The following is a 22,869-nucleotide window of genomic DNA, read 5'->3' as shown; positions in this document are numbered from 1 at the left end:
CTCTATCTTCCTTCCTTGTTCCATCTAAGCCCTGAATGGGCAAGCTGTATATTGCCAGTATATAACGCCTGTGCTTCATTGACTAGGTCTTTATGACGACCAAAATGGGGCAAATGCGTGATGATGAGTTCCCCAACATTTGCTTCCCTTGCAAGCTTGCCCGCCTCTGTACTGTTCATATGTCCTGCACCCGATCCGTCCTGTCCAGCATAAAAATTGCTTTCAGCAATCAGTAGATCTGCATCCTTGCTAAATGGGATAAATGCGTCCTGATAACTTGAGTCTGCTGTATACACCACCACAGCATCCCCTGCCTGAATTCTCATAGCATAGCATTCTGCCGGATGAACCGTTTTCAAAAAATCAATTTGAAATGGACCAATTTGAATACCCTCTTCTGGCTGATAAGCCTCTGCCTTAGTATGTACATCATCCGCAAGTCGCCCAAATGCTTTTTGATCACCCGTATGTCCATAGATCGGAAGCGGACCGCTGCTTTTTCCTAAATGATATCCCACTAGCTTCGCATATTGGAGTGGTCCGATATCCGCAATATGATCGTGGTGATAATGAGAAAGGAGAACAGCATCTAGTTCTTCTATATCCATGTATTGCTGCAGTTTGGAAAGAACACCGCTCCCGCAGTCTACAAGCAGACGAAATCCATCTGATTCAAAAAGGTACCCTGACGTCGCTTCACCAGCGGCCGGAAACCCTCCGTAGCATCCAATGACAGTTAATTTCATCGTCATTTCTCCCTCCTTTTCTAAAAATCCCCTTCTTACAATATACCCATTTTTCATGAAAAAAGCATTCTTCTTGCCTGTTGTTGCAAAACAGATTGACAATTATCAATCTGTTATAATACAATAATAGCAACAAAATGTATTGGAGGATGACAAATGCTAGGAAAAATCACTGAGTTTTTTAGAAATTTGCCCTCAAAGAAATGCACAAAATGTGGAAATGATTTAATGGAACAACACGAGTGTTACGGTAATGAATGTGAGGAATGCTCACAAGTAAGTTATCTTAAATAAGGTAAAAAATTGAATTAAAAAGCACTTTTTTCCTCCATCGTCAGTTGGAGTCAAAAGTGCTTTTTATTTTTTCTAAAAAATAGGTAAAAAGGTAAAACCCTTGTCCTAAAAGGGTTTTTTAGTATTTTCATATGATGAGTTTTAGTTCTGAAGACACTTTTTATTGACTTGAATCAATAAAGGAGGTTCTAAATGTTCATTTTTTCAAACAATTTTGTATTTTCTTAATATAATTTAATCGTGGACGAGCCTCTTTAATTTTAGTTATACTTTAATTCATATATTAAAACTTAATATGATGGGAATATTCCTTTAATGAATATGTTAGGGAGGAAATCTATGAAAAAATTAAAATTTGGATTAGCTACACAAATCCTAATCGGTCTTATTCTCGGTGTCGTTGTTGGGGCAATCTTTTTCGGTAACCCAGGCGTTGAGACTTATTTAAAACCAATTGGAGACTTCTTCTTAAGACTCATTAAGATGATTGTTATACCAATTGTCGTATCTAGCTTAATTTTAGGTGTTGCAGGTGCCGGTGATGGTAAAAAAGTAGGGAAACTTGGTTTTAGAACTATTCTTTATTTTGAAATTATCACAACATTTGCGATTATTCTTGGTCTTGCGCTTGCAAACTTTGTTCAACCTGGTGCAGGCGTTGACTTTGGAAATACGGAAAAACAAGATATTAGCCAGTATGTTGAAACGGAAAAAGAGCAAAGCAGCAAATCAGTTGCTGATACGTTCCTTCATATCGTTCCAACGAACTTCTTCCAATCATTGGCGGAAGGTGATTTGCTTGCGATTATTTTCTTCACTGTGTTATTTGCTCTTGGCGTTTCAGCCATTGGTGAACGCGGCAAACCAGTGCTCGCCTTCTTCGAAGGTGTATCACACGCCATGTTCCATGTCGTCAATGTTGTGATGAAAGCCGCACCATTTGGTGTCTTCGCACTCATTGGTGTGACTGTATCAAAATTTGGTCTTGAATCTCTTATTTCATTAGGTAAGCTTGTAGGTCTTGTTTATTTTGCGCTCGCTCTCTTCCTTATCGTTGTATTCGGAATTATTGGAAAGATGATTGGCGTCAATATTTTCAGATTTCTTGCTTACATGAAAGACGAAATGCTTCTTGCCTTTAGTACATCCAGCTCTGAAACAGTTTTACCAAGAGTCATGGATAAAATGGAACGCATTGGATGTCCGAAGGGAATTGTTTCTTTCGTTATCCCAATCGGTTATACGTTTAACCTAGACGGCTCCGTACTGTATCAAGCTATTGCTGCGCTTTTCCTTGCACAGGTATATGGCATTGACCTCACGATCGTCCAGCAGCTCACACTTGTTCTTGTACTGATGGTGACATCTAAAGGAATGGCTGCCGTTCCTGGCACTTCCTTTGTTGTATTACTCGCAACATTAGGAACGATCGGTGTACCTGCTGAAGGTCTTGCATTTATTGCAGGTGTGGATCGTATCATGGATATGGCGCGAACAGTTGTTAACTTAACAGGAAATGCACTTGCAGCTGTTGTGATGTCTAAATGGGAAGGACAATATGACCCTGAAAAAGGACATCGCGTGATGACTGGACAAGAAGTACCTGAACCGACACAGCTTTCAAGCTAACGAAAAAAGAACCCCATCTATCGGGGTTCTTTTTTCGTGATTAATTCTGATTGAACATAGTGATAAAGGAGATTCGCTGTATGGACGAGAGAATCTTCATGTGTTCGTTCAAATGCATGCGAGGAATCTATGCCAGGACCAATCAGTCCATGAATGATATCATATCCTGCTCTAATGGCTGCTGATGCATCAGAGCCGTAATAAGGGTAAATATCTAGACGGTAATCAATATTGTTCTCCTCTGCTAACGCGGCTAAATGCTTGCGTAATCCATAATGATAAGGACCGCTTGAGTCCTTCACACAAATAGACACACTGTATTCATCTGTTGATTGACCATCGCCGATAGCTCCCATATCGACAGCGAGGTATTCCACCGTTTCTTCTGGAATATTGGAATTTCCACCGTAGCCAATCTCTTCATTATTGGAAATTAAGAAGTGCGTCGTATGCGGCAATGTGATGTTTTCCTTTTGAATGCGGTGGATGAGTCGCAGCAAGAGCGCCACACTTGCCTTGTCATCAAGGTGTCTTGATTTAATAAAACCTGAAGACGTCACTTCCACTCTAGGATCAAATGAGATAAAGTCCCCTACTTGAATGCCAAGTGCTTTGACATCGTCTGCATTTTGCACCTTTTCATCGAGTCGGATCTCCATATTCTCTTGGTTTCGTTTTGCTTTTCCCGCATCCGCATAGACATGAACTGACGTTTGATGCATGAGAATGGTTCCTGTGTATGTATGGCCTGAAGCGGTTTCAATTTCACAGTATTCACCTTCGATTGAGTTATACTGAAAGCCTCCAATGAGTGCAAGACGAAGCCGTCCATTTGATTTAATCTCCTTTACCATCGCACCAAGCGTATCGACATGTGCTGTCAGCATGCGGTGTTCCTTATCATCGGTTCCTTTAATAGTGGCAATTAAGCCGCCCTTTCGATTTCGTTTTGTCTCAATATTTACATCCTGTAAAAAGCGTTCAACAAAGCCAATCACCTTTTCTGTATTCCCTGACGGACTTGGGATCGATACGAGCTTTTGAATCAGCTGAACGGTTTCGTTTACTTCAGTTGTCATTCGGCATTTCCTCCTTTGTCTGAAAGCAATTCCTTCCATGTATGCCTTTTATAGCATCTCTTCTTAAAATATATCGCTTCGGGTTCAAGATGTCTAATTTCAAATCAAAAATCCTTCCTCTATAAAGAGAAAGGATTTCTTGATTAAGCTTCGTCTTGTTTCATTTTTCTTACGTTCCAAGCAAAGTAAGCTGTTGTTGCCGCCATCATGATGATCGCAACTGTTCCAAGAATCGCTGCTTGGTGCCATAAATAGCTGTCATCACCGCTTGCAATGATCGTTCTAAATCCATTGATTGTATACGTCATTGGAAGCAGACTATGAATGACTTGGAAGAATTTAGGTACAAGCTCAAGCGGGAATGTACCAGCACTTGCTGCGAGCTGAAGAACTAAGATAATGACGGCAATGAAGCGTCCTGGGTTCCCCATTGTTGTCGCTAGCAGCTGAATGATCGCTAAGAATGTCAGACTGACGATGATTGCAAAGAGATAGAAGCGCCAGAGGCTTTCCACCTCAAGACCAAGCCCAAAGATGAGCATCGTACTTGCAATGACTGCTTGCAGGATACCGACAAGCAGAAGCACGCTATATTTGCTGACAAACCATTCAAACGCATTTCTAGGGCGTCCAGCAGGGTCTTTCATTGGGAATACAACGGTGAGCATCAGAGCCCCAACAAAGAGTCCCATGGATAAAATATAAGGCGTGAGCCCTGTTCCATAATTATCAATCTTTTTCGCTGTATCATTCTCTGTTTTAACAGGGCTTGCAATCATATTGTAATTGTCTTGATTTGCATCAATTTCCCCTGTTTCATCAGCGGCGCTTTTCAATTTATTGGACAGCTTACCTGTACCGCTCTTTAAATCTCCCAATCCTTTATCAAGCGATTTTGAGCCTTCGGCAAGCTTAGATGTATTGCTTTGGATATTTGTTGAACCACTTTCCAGCTTATTTAACGCTGCGCTAAGCTGGCTTGATCCATTTGCAAGCTTATCCGCTCCGCTTTTCGCCGTATCAAGCTTTCCATTTGCTGTTTGCAGGCCATCTTGTAATTGGCCTTGACCTGTTTGAAGCTTCAATGCACCTTGATACAATTTATTTGTACCAGATGTCATTTGGTCGATCGCATTTTGTATCGCGACTGTAGACGTGTACAGCTGTTCTGTTTTCTTTGGCAGCTGTTTGACTTGCTGCAGCTGAGCTTTTGCAGATGCAACCGCAGACTGTACCTCACTTGCATCAGGCAGTTCCTGCAAGGCCGCTAAGCTTTGTTCGAGTCCAGACAGATCAGGCAGTTCGATTTTAGGCAGACTGTTCAGCTGATCCATTGCCGCCTTTTTCTCTTCATCTGTCATGGAGCTGTTTTGGATAATGCTTTTTACTTTAGCATCTCGATTTGATAATGCTTCTTTTAATGAAGCAAGTTTTGTACTGAACGTTTTTGCGTCTTTTTTCACCTGATCGAGTTTAGGCGCCATCTTTTCAAGATTCGCTAATTCTGGTGACGATAAGACTTTTTCTACTGCTGCAATTTTTTCTGAAAAGGATTGTGCTTTATTGTTTAGCTGCTCAATGCCCGCTGTGAATTGCGGCATTTTAGAAGCGAGCTGCTGATGTCCTTCACGGCTTGTGTTTAATCCTTCGGTTAATGTATCAATTCCTGTACCAAGATCTCCAAATTTCTGATCAATGGTTTGATAGCCTGTTAAGAGCTGACCGAGCCCATTGTCTAGAGACTGTATGCCTGTGTTCAGTTCACCCATTTTCCCTGCGAACTGATGAACACCTTCGCTATAGGTTAACGTACCTTCAGCCAATTTGGCTAAGTTGTCTTTTAACTTTGTACTGCCATCTTTTGCGCTTTTTGTTCCGTCATCAATTTTCTTCGCGCCATCGCTTGCTTGATCTAATCCTTTTGCAATCGTTTTGAAGTTATCAAAGATGACCTCGGCGTAATTTTTTGTGACTTCCTTTGAAACCGAATCTTTTAATTTGATAATGGCATTATTCGCAATTTGTGACGCCGCATAGTTTGCGCCTGGATTCGTATAATATTTCAGATTCGATTTTTTCGGATGTTTATCTAACACTGTACTTGCATTTTTCGAGAAGTCTTTTGGTATTTCCACAACGAGATAATAATCCTCGTTATTTAATCCCTTTACGGCCTTTTCTTCACTATCGACAAAATTCCATTTGAAATTATCGTTTTTCTTTAATTCCTTCACTAAATCATCGCCGACATGAAGAGTTTTCCCGTCATAATGACTGCCTTCATCCAAGTTGACAACCGCTACAGGCAGTTGATCAACTGTACCATATGGATCCCAATATGCTTTTAAAAATACACCACTGTAAATCAGCGGAATAAATAAGACAGCTAAAATCGGGATCAGTAGTTTTTTGCTCGTTACAATGTCTTTCCATTGATTCCGAATTAAATTCATTGCTGTTTTCCTCCCATAGATGAATGACTAAATATAAAATTTGGTCATATGAACTCAAAAAAAATTATGTTGTTGCAGATAGTCCTTTTAAGACATAAAGCTCCAGCGATTCGGCTACCTCTTCTTTTGTTAAAGGCTCGTATCGCTTTTCCCAATCAAAAATCAGTGCAATATATAGTTTCACCATCACAAATGCAGTCAATTCAGGATCACAAGGCTTAATGTCGCCTTTATCCATCGCTTCTTGTACTTTCATTTTGATATAGCGAATGATCATCTGCTCCATCTTTTCGATCATTTCCTTGACCGCTGACGTGCCAAGCTCCGCATTTTCCTGAAAAATCTTAATTGTGAGCTGGTGGTTTTTTCGAAATTCTAAAATTGCAAAGAGTGCTAAGTGAAGGTTTTCAGAGAAACTATTCTTCTCATCAATCGCCTCATCCGCAATTTTCCTCATCTCTAGTAAAAGGGATGTGAAAATTTCATCGAACAACTCTTCTTTGTTTTTGAAAAATGTATAAATGGTACCTTTCCCGACGTTGGCAAGCTTCGCCACGAGGTCCATTGTGGTCGCTTTATACCCGAATTGAGTAAATGCCTTCGTCGCACCATCTAAAATCATTTGTCTCCTATCAACACTCATGATCTCACTCCCGAAATGACTATTTGAACGTTTTGGTCATTAAGTACAGAAAGTAATATACCATATCCCTTTCCCCGGATGCAACAACTTTGTTCACATTTATGATTCCCAACTCTTTTCGAATGATTCGAACATGAAAAACTCCCTTTCCATGACAGAAAAGGGAGTTGTTTTTTATGAAAATAGATACGATACAGCTTCTGAGATGGCGGCTTTTCCTTGATCAATACAATCAGGGATTCCAACACCTTCAAAAGCAGCACCTGTGATATAAACACCAGGATATGATTGCTTAAACGTTTCTCGCATGTTCGAAATAGCTTTTTGATGACCGACGTGATATTGCGGCATACTGGTCTTCCAGCGAGTCACTGTCGTCAATTCTGGATCTGCTTTAATATCCATGATTCTCTTTAAATCTTCAAGCACGATGCTGACGATTTGACTGTCTGACTGCTCGACAATCGATTCGTCGCCAGCTTTTCCGACATACGCACGCAATAGCGTTTTTCCTTTCGGAGCTGTATGCGGCCATTTTTTGTTTGTCCATGTACAGGCCGTAATAGAGAAATCACTGTTTCTTGAGATGACAAAACCAGTGCCGTCATATTCATTATGAACATCCTCTTCTTTAAAACCGAGTGCTACCGTTGCAACAGAAGTAGAGGTCATGTCATGCAAATACTCAAGCCCTGCTTCTTTAGGAAACATGGAATAGATCGATTGATGCGGAGTCGTGACAATGGTTGAATCGGCAAAAAGCGTTTGACCGCTGTCTAATTGCACACCATAGCCTCCCTCTGATTTTTCAATCTGCTTCACTTTTGTCCCTTTATACACCGTTGTCAGCTTGAGCTTACTTTCTACTGCTTCCACAAGCGACTGCAGTCCTTGATTGATCGTTTGGAACTGTCCTTGTTTTTTCGCAGTCACTTGCTGTGCTTTCGCATGCTGCTGTGATTTTTTCATCCCAAGAATCAAACTGCGATGCTGCTGTTCTGTTTGATAAAATTGCGGGAAGGTGGACATTAAGCTCAGGCGGTCAATATCCCCTGCGTAAATGCCTGATAGAAGCGGCTCGATTAAATTCTCAACGACCTCATCACCCACACGTCTTCTAAAAAATTCACCAAGCGACTGATCTTCGGTCTGCTTGCTTTTTGGCAACACGAAATCCATCGCCGCTCTCGCTTTTCCCGCAACTGAAAAAAGACCAGTTGTAATAAATGGGCTGATTTGAGTTGGAATACCCATCACAGCACCCTTTGGCATCGGATGAAGGGTTTCGTTGACTAGTACATACGCTTGCCCAGTTTCATTATTGACGAGCTGATCGGACAGACCGACATCCTTAGCCAGCTGCGGTCCACTGACTTTTCTTTCTAAAAATGAATCAGGTCCACGTTCGATGATGTAGCCGTCTTTATATAATGTTTGTATTTTTCCACCTAGCCTAGGGCTCGCTTCAATAAGAGATATTTGAATCGGAAGACCTTTTTCTTCGACTTCCTTTTCCAAATAGAAGGCGGCGGCTAAACCAGTGATGCCACCGCCAATGATGACAAGGTGTTTTTGATTGTCATGCATAGGATCGCCTTCTTTTATATGATTACTTGCTTTCGTCAAGCTTCTTTAATACGACTGTTGCCAGAGCATCAATAAATGCTGGTTTCGCATTTGGCATTTCTGGACGATAGTAGGCTGCACCAATTTCATCTGTCACGACTTTACATTCATAATCGTTGTCGTATAACACTTCAAGATGATCAGCGACAAAACCAACAGGCACATACACGAATGTTTGATAGCCTTTTTGTTCAAATAAATCCCGCGTTAAGTCTTGCACGTCTGGTCCAAGCCATGGATCCGGCGTGTTGCCTTCACTTTGCCAGCCAATTTCATAGTGTTCAATTCCCGCACCTTCCGCAATCATTTTGGCCGATTGTGCGAGCTGATCAGGATATGGATCTCCTGCTGCAATAATTTTTTCAGGCAGACTGTGTGCAGACACAATAAGTACCGCGGAATCTCGTTCCTCTTGACTCATTGATGCATACGTATCCTTCACTTGTTTCACCCAATAGTCCACAAACTTCGGCTCATCGTACCAGCTTTCAACAGACGTAATCTGTAAATTGCCCAGCTTGTCTGCCTCATCTTGTGCACGTTTGTTATACGATTTCACACTAAAGGTTGAGAAATGCGGCGCAAGAACGATACTCACAGCTTCTGTAATGCCGTCCTTGTGCATTTCAGCAACTGCATCCTCAATGAAAGGCTCGATATGTTTTAAGCCAATGTAGACATGAAATTCAATGTCGTCTTGAATGTCATTCAAGTGCTCACACAAACCATTTGCCTGCTGCTCTGTAATTTTTGATAAAGGAGAAATACCGCCGATTGCCTTGTAGCGATCCTTTAAATCTTGCAGCATTTCTGGCTCCGGCTTTCTGCCTCTACGAATATGTGTATAATAACGCTCAATGTCTTCTTCTTTATATGGGGTGCCATATGCCATGACAAGAAGCCCCATTTTCTTTTTCTCCACAACCAACACTCCTTCAGATCATTTGAAATAGTTTAGATGGATGTTTTTTTATGTTTAGCTGAATAGTCGTGAATAAAATCGGTCAGCTTCTTTAACGTATCTGGTGAAACATCTGGAAATACCCCATGACCTAAGTTAAAGATGAAGTGATCTGATTTCATCCCTTGATCTAAAATATCTTTTGCTCTCTCTTCAATGACTTCCCAAGGAGAAAGTAAGATCGTTGGATCAAGATTCCCTTGTAACGTTTTTGTGAGCCCTTCTTTTCGAGCCTCGTCTACACTCATACGCCAATCCAGTCCAACGACATCTAGCGGCAGGTCATGCCAATCTTTCACCAGATGGCTTGCCCCAACTCCGTACATGATCATTGGTACATTTTCACTCTTCAACTCTGTGAAAATTCGCTGCATGACAGGTTTAATGAATGTCCGGTAATCTGCTGCATTTAAAGCACCAACCCATGAGTCAAAGATTTGAAACGCACTGATCCCTGCTTTTACCTGCGCACGTATGTACGTGATCGTCATATCAGCTAATTTGTTCATGAGCAGCATCCATGTCTCAGGCTCACTGTACATCAGCGCTTTTGTTTTATGATAGTTTTTAGATGGGCCGCCTTCAATCATATAGCTTGCCATCGTAAATGGTGCACCGGCAAAACCAATGAGCGGTACATTCAGCTGCTCCTTCGTTAAAAGCTGAATGGTATCAAGCACATATGGCAGGTCTTCTTCAGGATGAAGCTCCCCAAGACGTTCAATATCTGCTTTTGTCCGAATCGGTGAATCAATCACAGGTCCAATTCCATTTTTAATTTCAACGTCCACTCCAATAGCCGGAAGCGGGGTCATAATATCTTTATATAAAATAGCGGCATCTACACCATATTGTTCTACAGGAAGTCTTGTTACATAAGCACATAACTCTGGCTGATGCGTAATTTCAAATAGCCCGTATTTTTCTTTAAGGGCACGATATTCAGGCTGTGAGCGTCCTGCCTGTCTCATATACCAAACTGGTACATGGTCTGTTTTTTCCCCTTTGCACGCCTTTAAGAACGTGTCATTAAAAGCCTTCGTTTTTCCCATTACCTTTCATTCCACCTTTCGCCTTACACGCTCTTTGTATAAGGCTCAAACACTGCTTTTACTATACCGCTTTTTCAAGGCACGGTATACTAAAGCGGCTCAATGTTCAAAAATTCGCCGAATATTAACGTCCAAAAGCCTCTGGCTTGACATACGGACTGCCTTCTCCTTCTTCTTGCGTTTGGGTATTATATGGAACAACCTTATACTCCGCATCTGAAAACACGTTGGCATACGGCATTGTGTAGCTGCCCACGCCTGTCACTGAATCGATCAGCGTCTCGTTTCCATTTCTCTTCTCATAAATACGGTATTCAACCCGTTTATCCTCCTGCTTGTCCCAAGAAAGCTCTAATGTAAACAATCCTTTGATTTTAAACGCATAGCGGGCTTCAAATCCTGAAAGTCCCTCTAAATGGATTGGCGATTGAAGTTCTTTAATTCCCTCTGGTTTTTCAAACGTTTCATTGGTGATTTGGGCTGTCGTTAAAATATCTTTAAACAGCTGCACTGGGTATTGACTGCCGCCAGTTAAATAGTGACTGTTATCGGTTGTGTCATACCCCATCCAGATCGCACCCGTTGTACTAGGCGTATAGCCGGCAAACCAAGCATCTTTTGTTGCACCTTTCACACCTGAATATGTGGTCGTGCCTGTTTTACCTGCTAAATCTCCAGCATATGAACCGCTCTGGGCTGTTCCGCCTTTGACGACTTGCTGCAGCATTCTTGTCATATTCCAAGCATTCTGCACGCTAAACACTCGTTCTGGCTTACTGCGATTCTTCTCTACCGTTTCTCCTTCATCATTGGTGATTTTTTGAATGAAGAAAGGCTTTTTATATACGCCTTCATTTGCAAATGTGTGGAAAGCTCCAGCGATTTGAAGTGGAGAAACCCCTTTTTCTAAGCCGCCAAGTGCCATGGCAAGTCCTTTATCCGAAATCTCCATTCCCATTTTCTCGAGATATGATTTCGAGGTATCAATACCAAGCTCGCTTAATGTCCACACCGCAGCTGTATTCTTACTTTTCATGAGCGCATCCACCATTGTGACCCTGCCTTCATACTGCCCATCGTAATTCTTTGGTGAATAGCCGTCATAGCTTTTTTCTTTGTCTTCAAGCAGGGAATAAGGTCGGAATTTTTTCTCCTGCATTGCCGGACCATATACCGCGATCGGCTTGAAAACAGATCCAGGCTGTCTAACAGCGGTCACCCTGTTATAGCCCCTTGCTTGATATTCTCGTCCTCCAATCGCTGCTTTTACTCCGCCAGACTCATTATCAATAAAGATGGCACTGCTTTCAGGAGAACCGCTTTTTCCCGGGAAATAACGGTTGTTTTTCATCGCATCGTAAGCGACCTTTTGCAGATTCATATCGATCGGAACTGTAATGGTATAACCACCTTGAAGCAATTGCTCATGTGAAATGGCATACTCTGATTCTGCCTCCTTAATGATGAGATCGACATAGCTGTCGACCCAAGGCGTTTCTGATTTCTTTTTCAAATGAATGCCTAGTGTTCTCCCTTTTGCTTCTACTGTTTCTGTTGATGATAAATATCCTTGCTCATTCATTAAATTAAGGATGGTGTCCCGCCTTTGTTTATTTTTATCAGGGTGTAAAACAGGCGAGTAAGTAGACGGCGCTTTTGGCATCGCAGCGAGTGTAGCCCCTTCGCTGACAGTTAAATCTTTCACATCTTTACTAAAGTAATAATTGGCTGCTGCCTGAATACCGTAGACGCCATGACCGAAGTAAAGCTGATTCAGATACATCTCGAGCAGTTTATCCTTTGAATAATCTCTTTCTAAATTAATGGCAATAATGACTTCTTTTGTTTTTCGAAGAAAGGTTTTGTCATTTGTGAGAAAAATATTTTTTGCGAGCTGCTGAGTGATTGTACTGCCGCCCTCTACCTTTCCTCCTGCTAATATATCTCGATAAACCGCCCTTGAAATTGACTGTGCATCAATACCATGATGCTCATAAAATCGTTTGTCCTCGACAGCCACAAAAGCTTTCGCTACTTTATCAGGTACCTCCTTTAATGAGACAGGGTCCCGATTTTCTGAATACATACTTGTAAGTTCTTTTCCATTCTGATCAATGATTTGGGATGAAGCGTGAAAAACAAGCTTCTTTTCATCTATGACATAATGTCCTAAAAATAAAATGGTCAGATAGCCAATAAATGAAAGTACGATGGTACTTCCTGCAATGACTAATGGAATGATTATCTTCTTTTTCTTCAAATTAGGTCACCTCATTCCTTTATACGGATAGTATGGGATGTATTGCTTCATAATATGTTTTATGGATTGACTACCAAAGAATTATATATCATTCTTTTGTTATACTATCAAGCAGGAGGCGGTTTAGATGAATGTCTATATCACATATGGAACAGCAGAATTCTTGCATAAAATCGCAAAGAAACACGATCAGGAAAATCTGCTTTATATGGTCGGAAAAGAACAAGCAGCTCTTTTCCATGAGACGGAGGGCGAGACTGTTTTTAAAGCCCCTCATGCCTATGATGTGATTTATGCAAAAGGTGAGCTATTCCAATCTGGCTTCGTCACCTTGAATCATATCCCTGTGAAGCTTGAAAGCAGAGCACTTTTTGAATCTACTTTTCAGAAGAAGACGAACATCTCAGAACATCAGCGGGGCTTCCAGGCTCTTCGAGTGTTAAGACCGAAAAAAGATGAAGAAGTGTATTTGATTATGACACTTTGGGAATCAGAGGACTTATTTGAAGACTTTCAAGAATCAGAAGCGTTCTTTCAGCCAAACGAGGATACTGGCTCCATCTTCTCTCGTCCTGCTTTTCTCACATCCTATCATGCCGTTACAGACAATTAAGGAAGTGCTGAAAGCAGCACTTCTTTTTTTCATGAAAAAAAGCCCAATAGCTGGGCTTTTCATTTTATCGTCGTGATGTCAGCTCGTACCGATGAATGATCGGCTGAAGCACATAGAAATTCAATAGTATCCATCCTAATAAGATCGGCCACTTCAACATAGGTGAAGCACCTTTCAATTGAATGAGCATCACCAATAGCGGAATCAAGCAGATCATGAAAAAACTCATCTTGGAGACAAAGGTTTCTTTGACTTGATGACGACAGCTTGGACACATCATCATTTTCGTATGTGATAATTGAAACTTTTCAACGAAAGAAAATGCTTTTGAACAATTTGGACAGCTTCCCAACACGATTCCTCCCTTTCCCCGCTTCATATCAACTTCGACTTTTATGTAAAATCACCTTTTGATGCAGCATGCGAAATCCTCTTCTGTTGAAAGATTCTAACAATTACCATACAATCAGTAAAAGAGCATGAAGGAGGTTTTCGACTCAATGACAATATCCACTTTACAAAAAAGCATTAATGAACGTCTTGATGAACATTATGAGGAAATGGTTGAAATTAGACGCCATCTCCACATGAATCCTGAACTTTCTTTCCAGGAAGAAGAAACAGCCGCTTTCATCGCCAACTACTATGACACATTACATATACCAACACGTACACAGGTGGGCGGCCATGGTGTACTCGCCTTTATCGAAGGAGCTTCTCCGGGGCCGACGATTGCCCTCAGGGCTGATTTTGATGCACTTCCCATCCATGATGAAAAGGAAGTGCCTTACAAATCAACAAAGCCAGGTGTGATGCATGCATGCGGGCACGATGGGCACACAGCGACACTACTTGTCTTAGCGAAAATCTTGAATGAGCACCGCGATCAATTAAAAGGGAAAATCGTCCTCATTCATCAGCACGCAGAAGAATATGCGCCAGGCGGTGCAAAACCAATGATTGAAGACGGCTGCTTAGACGGTGTCGATGTCATATTCGGTACGCACCTTTGGTCTCCAGAGCCTTGTGGCACCGTTCTTTATAAAAGCGGGAACTTTATGGCAGCCGCCGACCGCTTCTCTATTCGAGTTCAGGGGAAAGGCGGACACGGCGCACAGCCTCACTTAACGAAAGATGCCGTACTCATCGGTTCACAAATCGTCGCAAACCTGCAGCAAGTCGTTGCCCGTAAAGTCAATCCAGTTGATTCTGCTGTTGTATCTGTTGGAGGTTTTGTGGCAGAGAATGCTTTTAACGTCATTGCAGATTCAGCTGTTTTAACTGGTACTGCACGATCCTTTGAAGAAAGTGCACGACACACCATCGAACGAGAAATTGAACAGGTCGTGAAAGGGGTGTGCGACATGCATGATGCCGACTACACATATGAATATGTGAGAGGATATCCTGCTGTTAAAAATCATCCAAAGCCAACTGAATATATTGCTAACATCGCAAAACAGACAGAAGGTGTCACAGAAGTAAAAGAAGCGGAAACCCAAATGGGTGGAGAAGATTTTGCTTACTACCTTCAGCATGTCCCTGGTACCTTCTTTTACACAGGCGCCATGCCTGAAAACAGCCAAGACGTGTATCCCCATCATCACCCAAAATTTGATATCAACGAAAAAGCAATGCCTGTCGCAGCAAAGGTACTCGCCCGTGCCGTCCTTTCCTACGATGAATGAAAAAAAAGCCGCTGTCGCCAGCGGCTTTAGATTATTGACAAAGGGCTAAAATGATTTTTATTTTAGCCCTTTGTCTTCTTTTCAGTGTGATAGAAAACCTTTGAAGTCTAGGAAGGACGAGTACCGGAGCGGAGCGAATTGAACATTCGTGAGCACCGGAACGCAGCCCTGACAACGAATGCGAGGGTTTGTCTACACGCTGATGCCGCTGTCGCCAGCGGCTTTTCTATTTCATTTCTTTCAACACTCGTAAGTGAAACACATGACGAGCGACATCTCCGAGCTGTCCTGTCAGCTGATGATTTGCCACACCGCCAACAGCGGCTCCGACGATCGGCATTAATTGAAATAGCTTCACTAGGTCAATGTAATCTCGATACTCCTGCTGAAAGCTGTACCAATCCATTTCCTCGCAGCTCGTTTCCCAATCATCTATGATGTTCATCATTTTTTGACGATGTGCACTGCCGGAAAAGGCGAGTTGAAATATACAGAGCAAAAAGAGTCTTTCTTCTTTTTGAGACAAATCAAAGCCATAAATACATGCCAGCTCATAAAGACATTTCATCTTAATGCTAAGCAGCAGCGGAAAGTCTGCCATACCGAGCAATATACCACCTGCACCTGTTCCAATTCCTTCGATCGCAGCTGCCTTTTGATAGTACTTCACTTTCTCCTTTGCCAGTTCATTTCGCTCGATGATAGATAATTGCTCATCAATCACCGAAAATGAAGTGAAGTGCGATCCTGATACGGTGGATTCAACCATTGTTTTGACCGCACTTGTGATGACTTGATGAAATCGAGCAGGGATTCGGCGGTTCACCTGCTGCTGAACTCCTTTTGAAAACCGTTCGATCTTCGAAGGTTTTCTTAAAAAACGCGTTTGAAAAAAAATGGCTTCTTCATACAACTCCCGTTCAGCTGCATTCATCCGGACCCCTCCTTGATGTCATCATACGCTTGCTGTCAGAAACATATCTCCGCTTATCTCATCTTTTTTAATCGACTGAGTACGTAAGGCTTGAAGAGGACAAGTACAAATGCCAGCGAAATCAGAAGGGCAAGTCCACTTCCCTGCCATCCTCCTGCCGGGAGTACTGCACAGCTCAGCAATATCGATTGAATAATAAGCACATTACGAACGAGAACAAAAAAGCTCCGATCCTTTTCTTGCTGAGCAACTGGATAAAGTGCCTGTAATGAAAGATGGGAAAAGTGCTTCGTTAACGGCACAAGCTGTACACCTGTGATAAACACGGTGAACAAGACAAGCAGCGCACCCACCCAGCCTGCTGCACCTGTATACAAAATAATCAGCACAAACACGGCGGTTAGCCTAAACACGAGACCAAAATAGTCATTTGAACGTAAAAACGCCCTCACATACATGTAAGAAAAAGTTTTACGCTGGTCATACGGAACAAACTGCAAGAGCCAGTCCATGTATGCTCTTCTTTTCACCTGTTTCTTTAAATGAGGCACATCTGTAAATAAGTTTGCCAGACGATAAAAGCGCTGTTTTCGTTTTAATTCGTCAGAAATATGCAATTCCCATTGAAAAGGCTGTTTTTTTACTGCATTGGTTAAGTAAACGAGATAGACACCATAGATCAGATAAAAAACGATTGCGATTGCATAGGATGCCTGTAAAACGGTATATACCAAAATCATATTCAATAGAAAACGAAGGACTGCATCAAGCCATCTGATCTGTTTTCCTTGAAAATAAGTGATCCTCCATTGAATTGCTGTATTCACACCCTTGATCAAAATCATTTGCGCCAATATCAGCACATACATCTTGAGGCCGCCTGAAGACACCGCAGAATAAAGCGGAAGTGCAACAATGGATACGGCAATAAGAGGAAACAGCTGAGAAATGAAGCTAAAATTAAAAGCTTGTTTTAAATAAGGCTCCATCTTCCCTTCCAAGGGAAGCAAAAACACGAGATCTGCTTCTTTGATCAACGTACGCACGTAAGAGCTTGTCAGCACCAATGAAAAAACAACTGCCATGACCCAGTAGGATGGGAAGTGAGCCGGAATCTGTTTGAGCCAGTTACTATACCAGCTCGCTCCGCCTGCAAGGAAAAAAATGAGCACAATGACAAGATGATCATTGAACATGTATTTTAAATATTTTCTTGTATCTTGCATGTGTTCCTCTAATCGGGATTTCCAAATGGTTTGCGTCATTTTACTCATAGCTTTCTTCCTTTGTTAATTCCAAATAAAGATCATCGAGTGTCGCATCTCTCATGTTGAACTGTTCTCTCAGCTCTGTCAGTGTTCCTTTCGCTCTGATTTCCCCTTCGTGCAAAATAATAAAGGAATCACAATAGCGCTCAGCTGTCGCCAAAATATGCGTCGACATCAGGACACTTGCGCCGTTTTTCTTCGCAGCATTCATCCGTTCAAGAAGTGCATTAATCGCAAGAGGATCAAGCCCTAAAAACGGTTCATCGATGATATACAGTTCTGGTTCAACAAGGAATGCACACATAATCATGACCTTCTGTTTCATTCCTTTTGAAAAATGAGCAGGGAACCATTTCAAACGTTTCTCCATTCGAAATTCTTTCAGCAATGACGGCAGACGTTCATCTAATTGTTCCTTTGACAGACCGTAAGCCATCGCTGTCAGCTCTAAATGCTCTTTTAAGGTTAATTCTTCATATAATACAGGTGTTTCTGGAATAAACGTAAATTGCGAACGATACGCCTCTTGATCGTCTTGAAGAGTTCGTCCATTCAATTCAATGACACCTTTATGCGGTTTCATGAGCCCGATGATATGGCGAATGGTTGTGCTTTTCCCCGCCCCGTTTAAGCCGATGAGACCGACGATTTGATTTCTTTCTAATTCAAATGAGATATTTTTTAGAACGGGATTCTTCGTATATCCACCCGTTACATCTTTTACAGTGAGAAGGGACATGAATTCGTTCCTTTCTTTCTTTTTTCCTTTATAGTAACAAAAACGAAAGGTAATTTGAAATGTTTACCTTAAACGCGGCATGAATAAAAAATAGGCGCTTTGGTCATCATAATGTATGTAGAAGAAATGAACTTGATGACCAATAAGTAAATGAGGTGTTTGTTAAAGGCAAAGAACCGCATGACAAGTTGGTTTTTTCATCTAAAAACCTTAGCTTCTGTTTTGCTTCACTGATTCTTGATTTTTGTGTCCTATACAATATGTATACGACAAACCAAAACGTCAAATGAGGTGTTTACGGCAGAAATAGCAGGCATACGAATTCTTTATTTCAGTAAATAGAGAATTCAAAAGGCATATCGAATGAAAGCATCAGCATTTCTTCTGCAGGAGCAGGATGAGCGACCAAAGGAGTTCGCTTGTCCTGTTTTCTTTTTTGCTTCTTTTTGTGATACGATGAAGGAAAATGAATGAGGAGTGACATGACGTGAGCGATTGTATTTTTTGCAAGATCATTGATGGAGACATTCCATGTGCAAAAGTATATGAAGACGAGCATGTATTGGCTTTTCTAGATATTAGCCAAGTAACAAAAGGACATACCCTTGTAATCCCGAAAATACATAAAGAAAATATCTACGAGATGACACCAGAAGTGTCTAATCACTACTTCCAAGCGATTCCGAAAATTGCAAGAGCAATCAAACAGGAATTTGAACCAATTGGGTTAAACCTTCTAAACAACAACGGCGAAAAAGCCGGACAATCTGTGTTCCATTACCATATGCATATCATTCCGCGCTACGGAAAAGGCGATGGCTTTGGTGCTGTATGGAAATCACATCAAGAGCAATACACGTCAGAGGATTTAAAAGATATTTCTTCTGCCATCCACACGCGGCTTACCTCATCTTAATAGATGAGGTTTTTCTTATTTCTGCCCCTTTTTATCGCTTTCAACTCTTAATAGTAAGATATTTAAAACGATTCAAATTTTTCGTCCAATTGCTTCAAATTTGTGATAGGATGGTTTTATCTTTTGATCCATTAACGCGAGAAATAGGGAGAGATTGTGATGAAGCGAACGACGAATTTTAATGCTGGTCCGGCGGCACTGCCGCTAGAAGTGCTTCAAAAAGCACAGGAAGAACTTGTTGATTTTAAACAAACTGGGATGTCTGTGATGGAGCTGTCTCATCGCAGCGGTGAATATGAAGAAGTCCACAATAAGGCAAAAGCACTGTTGGTGGAACTGATGGACATTCCTGAAGATTACGAAGTCCTCTTTTTACAGGGCGGAGCTAGTCTTCAATTTGCGATGATTCCTATGAACTTCTTACATGAAGGCGAAACGGCTCATTTCATTCAAACAGGCGCTTGGTCAGAAAAAGCATTATCAGAAGCAAAAGGGTTTGGTGAAACATCTGTGTTTGCTTCAAGTGAAGACGACAACTACTCGTATATTCCAGAAGTAGATGCCTCCGGTTTAACAGATGGCGCTTACTTACACATCACATCAAACAATACGATCTTCGGCACTCAGTGGAAAACGTTCCCTGGTACATCATTACCGCTTATTGCAGATATGTCCAGTGATATTCTCAGCAAAAAAATCGATGTTTCTCAATTTGATTTCATTTATGCTGGGGCACAAAAAAACTTAGGGCCTTCTGGTATCACGATTGTGATCGCGCGCAAACGTTTATTAGAGAAAGAGAAAAGCAGCACACCGAAAATATTAAAATATTCAACACACGCAAAAGCCAACTCTCTTTATCACACACCACCGACTTTTGCGATTTATATGCTGTCTCTTGTCCTTGAGCATGTCAAACAGGCTGGCGGCGTAGAAGCAGCGGAAAAACGCAATGAACAAAAAGCAGGCATTCTCTACGACACAATTGATCAAAGCGGCGGTTTTTACAAAGGACACGCACGCACTGACAGCCGTTCGCATATGAATGTCACGTTTACCCTTCGTGATGATGCGCTCACTGCTTCCTTTGTAGAGAAAGCAAAGCAGGAACAAATGGTTGGACTTGCCGGCCACCGTTCTGTCGGTGGATGCAGAGCATCTATTTACAATGCGGTATCGATTGAAGACTGCCAAAAGCTTGCGGACTTTATGAAAAAGTTCCAGCAAGAAAATGAGTAAAAAAGCTTTTCTATAGAGAAATAAATTTGTTATAATAACGAGAAATATAAAGTGATGACTCTTGCAATAAATGATGAGCCATATTATTGAAGAGTCCTAAGAGCTTAGCAGAGGAGAGCATAGAAATGAAAACAAAAGAATTAGTGATTATGTCATTGCTTGCAGCAATGGGAGCTGTTTTGCATACGATTTTCCCGCCCATCTTTTTCGGAATGAAACCTGATATGATGCTGGTCATGATGTTTTTAAGCATCATCCTTTTCCCAAAGGTACAGCATGTAGTGGTTATTGCCCTAGTGACTGGCGTCATTTCTGCATTAACAACGGGTTTCCCAGGCGGACAAATTCCAAATATGATTGATAAACCAGTGACAGCCTTTATCTTCCTAGCCCTTTTCTTATCTTGCTTGAAGATAAAGAACAAAGTGGTGCTGACCGCTGTGTTAACTGCGATTGGAACCATCGTATCCGGCGTGATTTTCCTATCTGCCGCTTTACTGATTACTGGACTGCCAGCTGCATTACCGGCACTTCTTGTGGGCGTTGTCCTTCCAGCAGCCGTGATTAATACCATTGCCATGGTATTTGTCTTCCCAATTGCTCAGTCCATTCTAAGGCGTGCAAGAATGATAGAAGTTGCTTAACGAATAATCGAACCTCTTCATAATAGATGAAGAGGTTTTTTCATGCTTTTATAAAAGAAAAAGGGTCAGCAGCAAAATGAGGAGCGAAATCCCTGCACCTGCCGCACACACAAGTGCTTTTTGCTTTAATACATGTTTTGGCGGATAAGACCCTGCATACCCCAGCTGTCTTGCATAATGAATAGAACCACCTGTAAAAACGACACCGATACACGTAAAAACGAACAGAAAGACAGACAACCTTCTCCCCTCCCTTTTCTTCAAAAGTATGCTAAAATAAAGCAAGCTATGTATGGAAGTTCAATGAAGCTGATCGTCAGCTCAGAGAGAACATGCGAATGTGTAAAATTTGACTAGAGGTGATTTGAATGGCTAGTGGACGTTCTTTATTAACAGGATTATTTGTAGGCGGTCTCCTCGGAGGTGCGGCAGTGCTCCTGACGACTCCCTCTTCTGGCAGAGATGTGCGCGGAAAGTTGAAAGACGGCTATGACAAATTCGAAGATACGCTGACAAGATTAAAAAGAGATGGACAAGCTTTAAAAGAGCAAATTGTTGAAACAGCAAAAGAAAGCGCAGAGGTCATTAAAGAAGTCGGAACTGAATTACAAGCATCGATTCAGCAATGGCGCGAAGAAATCAAACCTCACCAGCAGGACTTGCAAAAGGAAATTCAGGAAATTGAGGAAAAGCTCAAACAACTGGAGAAAACCTTACAAAACTAATATACTCACGAAAAAATATTCGTTTACAAAAGTGTGCGGGGTGCGTATCCCGCACTTTTTTTGTTGAAAAAAGGTTATTTTGTCAATGTTTTTCATGAGTTTTAAAAATTCTTGAATTTTCAGCTTTATTAATCTTTATTTTATTGGCATAATAGAATTACAAGAAAAAGAGAAGTAGGTGAAATGGATGAATCATTCGGAACAGCCTTTCGATGTAAAAGAAGCACTTTTATTCAGTCAAAGAATGGCCCAATTGAGCAAAGCTCTTTGGAAATCCATTGAAAAGGACTGGCAGCAGTGGATCAAACCGTATAACCTAAATATCAATGAACATCATATTTTGTGGATTGCGTATCAATTAAAAGGAGCTTCAATATCAGAAATTGCAAAGTTTGGCGTCATGCATGTATCAACGGCGTTTAACTTCTCCAAGAAACTGGAGGAACGAGGATTTTTAAAATTTTCTAAAAAGTTAAACGATAAACGCAATACGTATATTGAGCTAACGCCAAAAGGCGAAGAGACATTCCATAAACTACTTGAAGATTATGACCCGGCACGAACTGGTATTGTCAAAGGCGCACAGCCGCTTCATGACATTTACGGAAAGTTCCCTGAGATTTTAGAAATGATGTGTATTATCCGAAACATCTATGGTGAGGATTTCATGGAGATTTTTGAGAAATCGTTTTCAAACATTGAGAAGGACTTTTTGAATGAGCGAGGAAAAGTCACGAAAAAGCCTGAGGAACTTGAAGACTCAGCTGATGCAGCAGAAAAAGCGGCTAAAGCAAATCAAATTGTTTAATGATCTTTATAAATTCATTCATTAACGGCTGAAACAGCCCTTGATCATGCAATGCAAATATCGTCTCATGCACATCCAGCTTTTCAATTAACTGTCCTGCAAAAAGCGCAAGCATATCGTCAAACATGACGTAGCCTTGTGCTTTTTGCTTGTCCATTTCCTCTGAAAGCTCAGCACAAATACGCTCAATTTCCTTCGCCTCTTCTTTCGATACCCGCTGCCTGATCAATAATGCATAATATGGATAACGGCTCATATCGGTCGCCGTCAGCAAAAGTTCCATATAATATTCGAGCTGGCTCATTCGTTCCTCAATACTCATGTACGTTCCCTCTTTCTCTTAGTCTTTCTATTTTAGCCGAAATTACTCATTGACGAAAGAGACGAACCTCCCTCTTCTGTCTTTTTTTCTTGAAAAACCCAAAGTTTCCTCTCTTTATTCCATATGAAGGCAACATTTTATTTTTTTTCAACAAAACCATTGATTTTTATCCTCAGGAAGAGTAAATTATCTTGAGATATTCAATTAGTTTTTTAAGATTGGAAGGATGA

Annotated in this window: 23 protein-coding genes; 9 read left to right on the top strand and 14 right to left on the bottom strand. The window is 41.3% G+C overall.

What is annotated here, in order from left to right; translation table 11 throughout:
• Nucleotides 1-2: 2 nt before the first annotated feature.
• Entirely contained in the window at nucleotides 3-746 is a 744-nt protein-coding gene (locus C6344_RS00750; protein WP_181185453.1) for an MBL fold metallo-hydrolase, read from the bottom strand.
• A gap of 156 nt (nucleotides 747-902) precedes the next feature.
• Between C6344_RS00750 and yhfH the strand changes: the two genes are divergently transcribed.
• The gene (gene yhfH / locus C6344_RS00745) at nucleotides 903-1,040 is read left to right on the top strand and encodes a protein YhfH (RefSeq protein ID WP_008359029.1); all 138 of its coding nucleotides are present in this window, start codon (nucleotides 903-905) and stop codon (nucleotides 1,038-1,040) included.
• Nucleotides 1,041-1,379: 339 nt separating this feature from the next.
• Entirely contained in the window at nucleotides 1,380-2,669 is a 1,290-nt protein-coding gene (gene gltT / locus C6344_RS00740) for a glutamate/proton symporter GltT (RefSeq protein ID WP_034663550.1), read from the top strand.
• Nucleotides 2,670-2,686: 17 nt separating this feature from the next.
• Here the strand turns inward: gltT and C6344_RS00735 are convergent, their stop codons facing one another.
• The 7 genes from C6344_RS00735 to C6344_RS00705 all read right to left on the bottom strand — a co-directional run bounded on the left by C6344_RS00735 (nucleotide 2,687) and on the right by C6344_RS00705 (nucleotide 12,743).
• Entirely contained in the window at nucleotides 2,687-3,748 is a 1,062-nt protein-coding gene (locus C6344_RS00735; RefSeq protein ID WP_066031081.1) for a M42 family metallopeptidase, read from the bottom strand.
• Nucleotides 3,749-3,891: 143 nt separating this feature from the next.
• On the bottom strand, nucleotides 3,892-6,201 hold the full coding sequence (locus tag C6344_RS00730; protein ID WP_106072647.1) for a YhgE/Pip domain-containing protein: 2,310 nt from the start codon (nucleotides 6,199-6,201) through the stop codon (nucleotides 3,892-3,894).
• 64 nt (nucleotides 6,202-6,265) lie between these two features.
• Nucleotides 6,266-6,844: a TetR/AcrR family transcriptional regulator gene (locus tag C6344_RS00725; RefSeq protein WP_034620016.1), complete on the bottom strand. Its 579-nt coding sequence runs from the start codon at nucleotides 6,842-6,844 to the stop codon at nucleotides 6,266-6,268.
• Between the two features lie 174 nt (nucleotides 6,845-7,018).
• Nucleotides 7,019-8,431, bottom strand: coding sequence for a protoporphyrinogen oxidase (gene hemY / locus C6344_RS00720; protein WP_106072646.1), 1,413 nt, complete (start codon nucleotides 8,429-8,431; stop codon nucleotides 7,019-7,021).
• Nucleotides 8,432-8,453: 22 nt separating this feature from the next.
• On the bottom strand, nucleotides 8,454-9,392 hold the full coding sequence (hemH, locus tag C6344_RS00715; protein ID WP_034663560.1) for a ferrochelatase: 939 nt from the start codon (nucleotides 9,390-9,392) through the stop codon (nucleotides 8,454-8,456).
• 32 nt (nucleotides 9,393-9,424) lie between these two features.
• Complete coding sequence (hemE, locus tag C6344_RS00710) at nucleotides 9,425-10,483, bottom strand: uroporphyrinogen decarboxylase (RefSeq protein WP_060595926.1); 1,059 nt, start codon at nucleotides 10,481-10,483, stop codon at nucleotides 9,425-9,427.
• A 124-nt stretch (nucleotides 10,484-10,607) separates the two neighbouring features.
• Nucleotides 10,608-12,743, bottom strand: a complete 2,136-nt coding sequence (locus C6344_RS00705) for a transglycosylase domain-containing protein (RefSeq protein ID WP_060595925.1) — start codon at nucleotides 12,741-12,743, stop codon at nucleotides 10,608-10,610.
• Between the two features lie 127 nt (nucleotides 12,744-12,870).
• On the opposite strand from C6344_RS00705, the gene C6344_RS00700 reads away from it, so the two are divergent.
• Complete coding sequence (locus C6344_RS00700; protein ID WP_106031634.1) at nucleotides 12,871-13,356, top strand: antibiotic biosynthesis monooxygenase family protein; 486 nt, start codon at nucleotides 12,871-12,873, stop codon at nucleotides 13,354-13,356.
• Nucleotides 13,357-13,420: 64 nt separating this feature from the next.
• Here the strand turns inward: C6344_RS00700 and C6344_RS18925 are convergent, their stop codons facing one another.
• A complete protein-coding gene (locus C6344_RS18925) occupies nucleotides 13,421-13,573 on the bottom strand; it encodes a hypothetical protein (protein ID WP_223249501.1) in 153 nt (50 codons plus the stop codon).
• A gap of 283 nt (nucleotides 13,574-13,856) precedes the next feature.
• Here C6344_RS18925 and C6344_RS00690 point away from each other — a divergent pair, with 283 nt between their 5' ends.
• Nucleotides 13,857-15,044 (top strand): M20 family metallopeptidase, encoded by a 1,188-nt coding sequence (locus C6344_RS00690; protein WP_106072645.1) that lies wholly within the window; start codon nucleotides 13,857-13,859, stop codon nucleotides 15,042-15,044.
• A 226-nt stretch (nucleotides 15,045-15,270) separates the two neighbouring features.
• Here the strand turns inward: C6344_RS00690 and C6344_RS00685 are convergent, their stop codons facing one another.
• The 3 genes from C6344_RS00685 to C6344_RS00675 are packed head-to-tail and all read right to left on the bottom strand — an operon-like array spanning nucleotide 15,271 to nucleotide 17,985.
• Nucleotides 15,271-15,978 carry an EcsC family protein gene (locus C6344_RS00685; protein WP_060595922.1) on the bottom strand — a complete coding sequence of 236 codons (708 nt, stop codon included), beginning with the start codon at nucleotides 15,976-15,978 and terminating at the stop codon, nucleotides 15,271-15,273.
• A 53-nt stretch (nucleotides 15,979-16,031) separates the two neighbouring features.
• Nucleotides 16,032-17,252: an ABC transporter permease gene (locus tag C6344_RS00680; RefSeq protein ID WP_060595920.1), complete on the bottom strand. Its 1,221-nt coding sequence runs from the start codon at nucleotides 17,250-17,252 to the stop codon at nucleotides 16,032-16,034.
• Nucleotides 17,245-17,985: an ABC transporter ATP-binding protein gene (locus C6344_RS00675; RefSeq protein ID WP_003212171.1), complete on the bottom strand. Its 741-nt coding sequence runs from the start codon at nucleotides 17,983-17,985 to the stop codon at nucleotides 17,245-17,247. Before C6344_RS00675 ends, C6344_RS00680 begins: the two co-directional genes overlap by 8 nt.
• A 487-nt stretch (nucleotides 17,986-18,472) precedes the next feature.
• On the opposite strand from C6344_RS00675, the gene C6344_RS00670 reads away from it, so the two are divergent.
• The 3 genes from C6344_RS00670 (at nucleotide 18,473) to C6344_RS00660 (ending at nucleotide 20,784) form a co-directional block, all read left to right on the top strand.
• The gene (locus tag C6344_RS00670) at nucleotides 18,473-18,901 is read left to right on the top strand and encodes an HIT family protein (protein WP_034663580.1); all 429 of its coding nucleotides are present in this window, start codon (nucleotides 18,473-18,475) and stop codon (nucleotides 18,899-18,901) included.
• 159 nt (nucleotides 18,902-19,060) lie between these two features.
• Complete coding sequence (serC, locus tag C6344_RS00665) at nucleotides 19,061-20,140, top strand: 3-phosphoserine/phosphohydroxythreonine transaminase (protein ID WP_060595918.1); 1,080 nt, start codon at nucleotides 19,061-19,063, stop codon at nucleotides 20,138-20,140.
• 125 nt (nucleotides 20,141-20,265) lie between these two features.
• The gene (locus tag C6344_RS00660) at nucleotides 20,266-20,784 is read left to right on the top strand and encodes a tryptophan transporter (RefSeq protein ID WP_024425455.1); all 519 of its coding nucleotides are present in this window, start codon (nucleotides 20,266-20,268) and stop codon (nucleotides 20,782-20,784) included.
• Nucleotides 20,785-20,832: 48 nt separating this feature from the next.
• Here the strand turns inward: C6344_RS00660 and yhzF are convergent, their stop codons facing one another.
• A complete protein-coding gene (gene yhzF, locus C6344_RS00655; RefSeq protein WP_003211362.1) occupies nucleotides 20,833-21,024 on the bottom strand; it encodes a membrane protein YhzF in 192 nt (63 codons plus the stop codon).
• Nucleotides 21,025-21,152: 128 nt separating this feature from the next.
• On the opposite strand from yhzF, the gene C6344_RS00650 reads away from it, so the two are divergent.
• Both C6344_RS00650 and C6344_RS00645 read left to right on the top strand, forming a co-directional pair.
• Entirely contained in the window at nucleotides 21,153-21,509 is a 357-nt protein-coding gene (locus tag C6344_RS00650; RefSeq protein ID WP_106072644.1) for a YtxH domain-containing protein, read from the top strand.
• Between the two features lie 187 nt (nucleotides 21,510-21,696).
• Nucleotides 21,697-22,317, top strand: a complete 621-nt coding sequence (locus tag C6344_RS00645; RefSeq protein WP_034663587.1) for an HTH-type transcriptional regulator Hpr — start codon at nucleotides 21,697-21,699, stop codon at nucleotides 22,315-22,317.
• On the opposite strand, the gene C6344_RS00640 is transcribed toward C6344_RS00645, so the two are convergent.
• Entirely contained in the window at nucleotides 22,295-22,639 is a 345-nt protein-coding gene (locus tag C6344_RS00640) for a YhaI family protein (protein ID WP_034663590.1), read from the bottom strand. The genes C6344_RS00645 and C6344_RS00640 overlap by 23 nt on opposite strands.
• Nucleotides 22,640-22,869: the final 230 nt, after the last annotated feature.

Source organism: Bacillus sp. GBSW19 (assembly GCF_002998655.1).
In the GTDB taxonomy this organism is placed as follows: domain Bacteria; phylum Bacillota; class Bacilli; order Bacillales; family Bacillaceae; genus Bacillus.
This window is presented reverse-complemented; position numbering and strand designations above follow the sequence as displayed.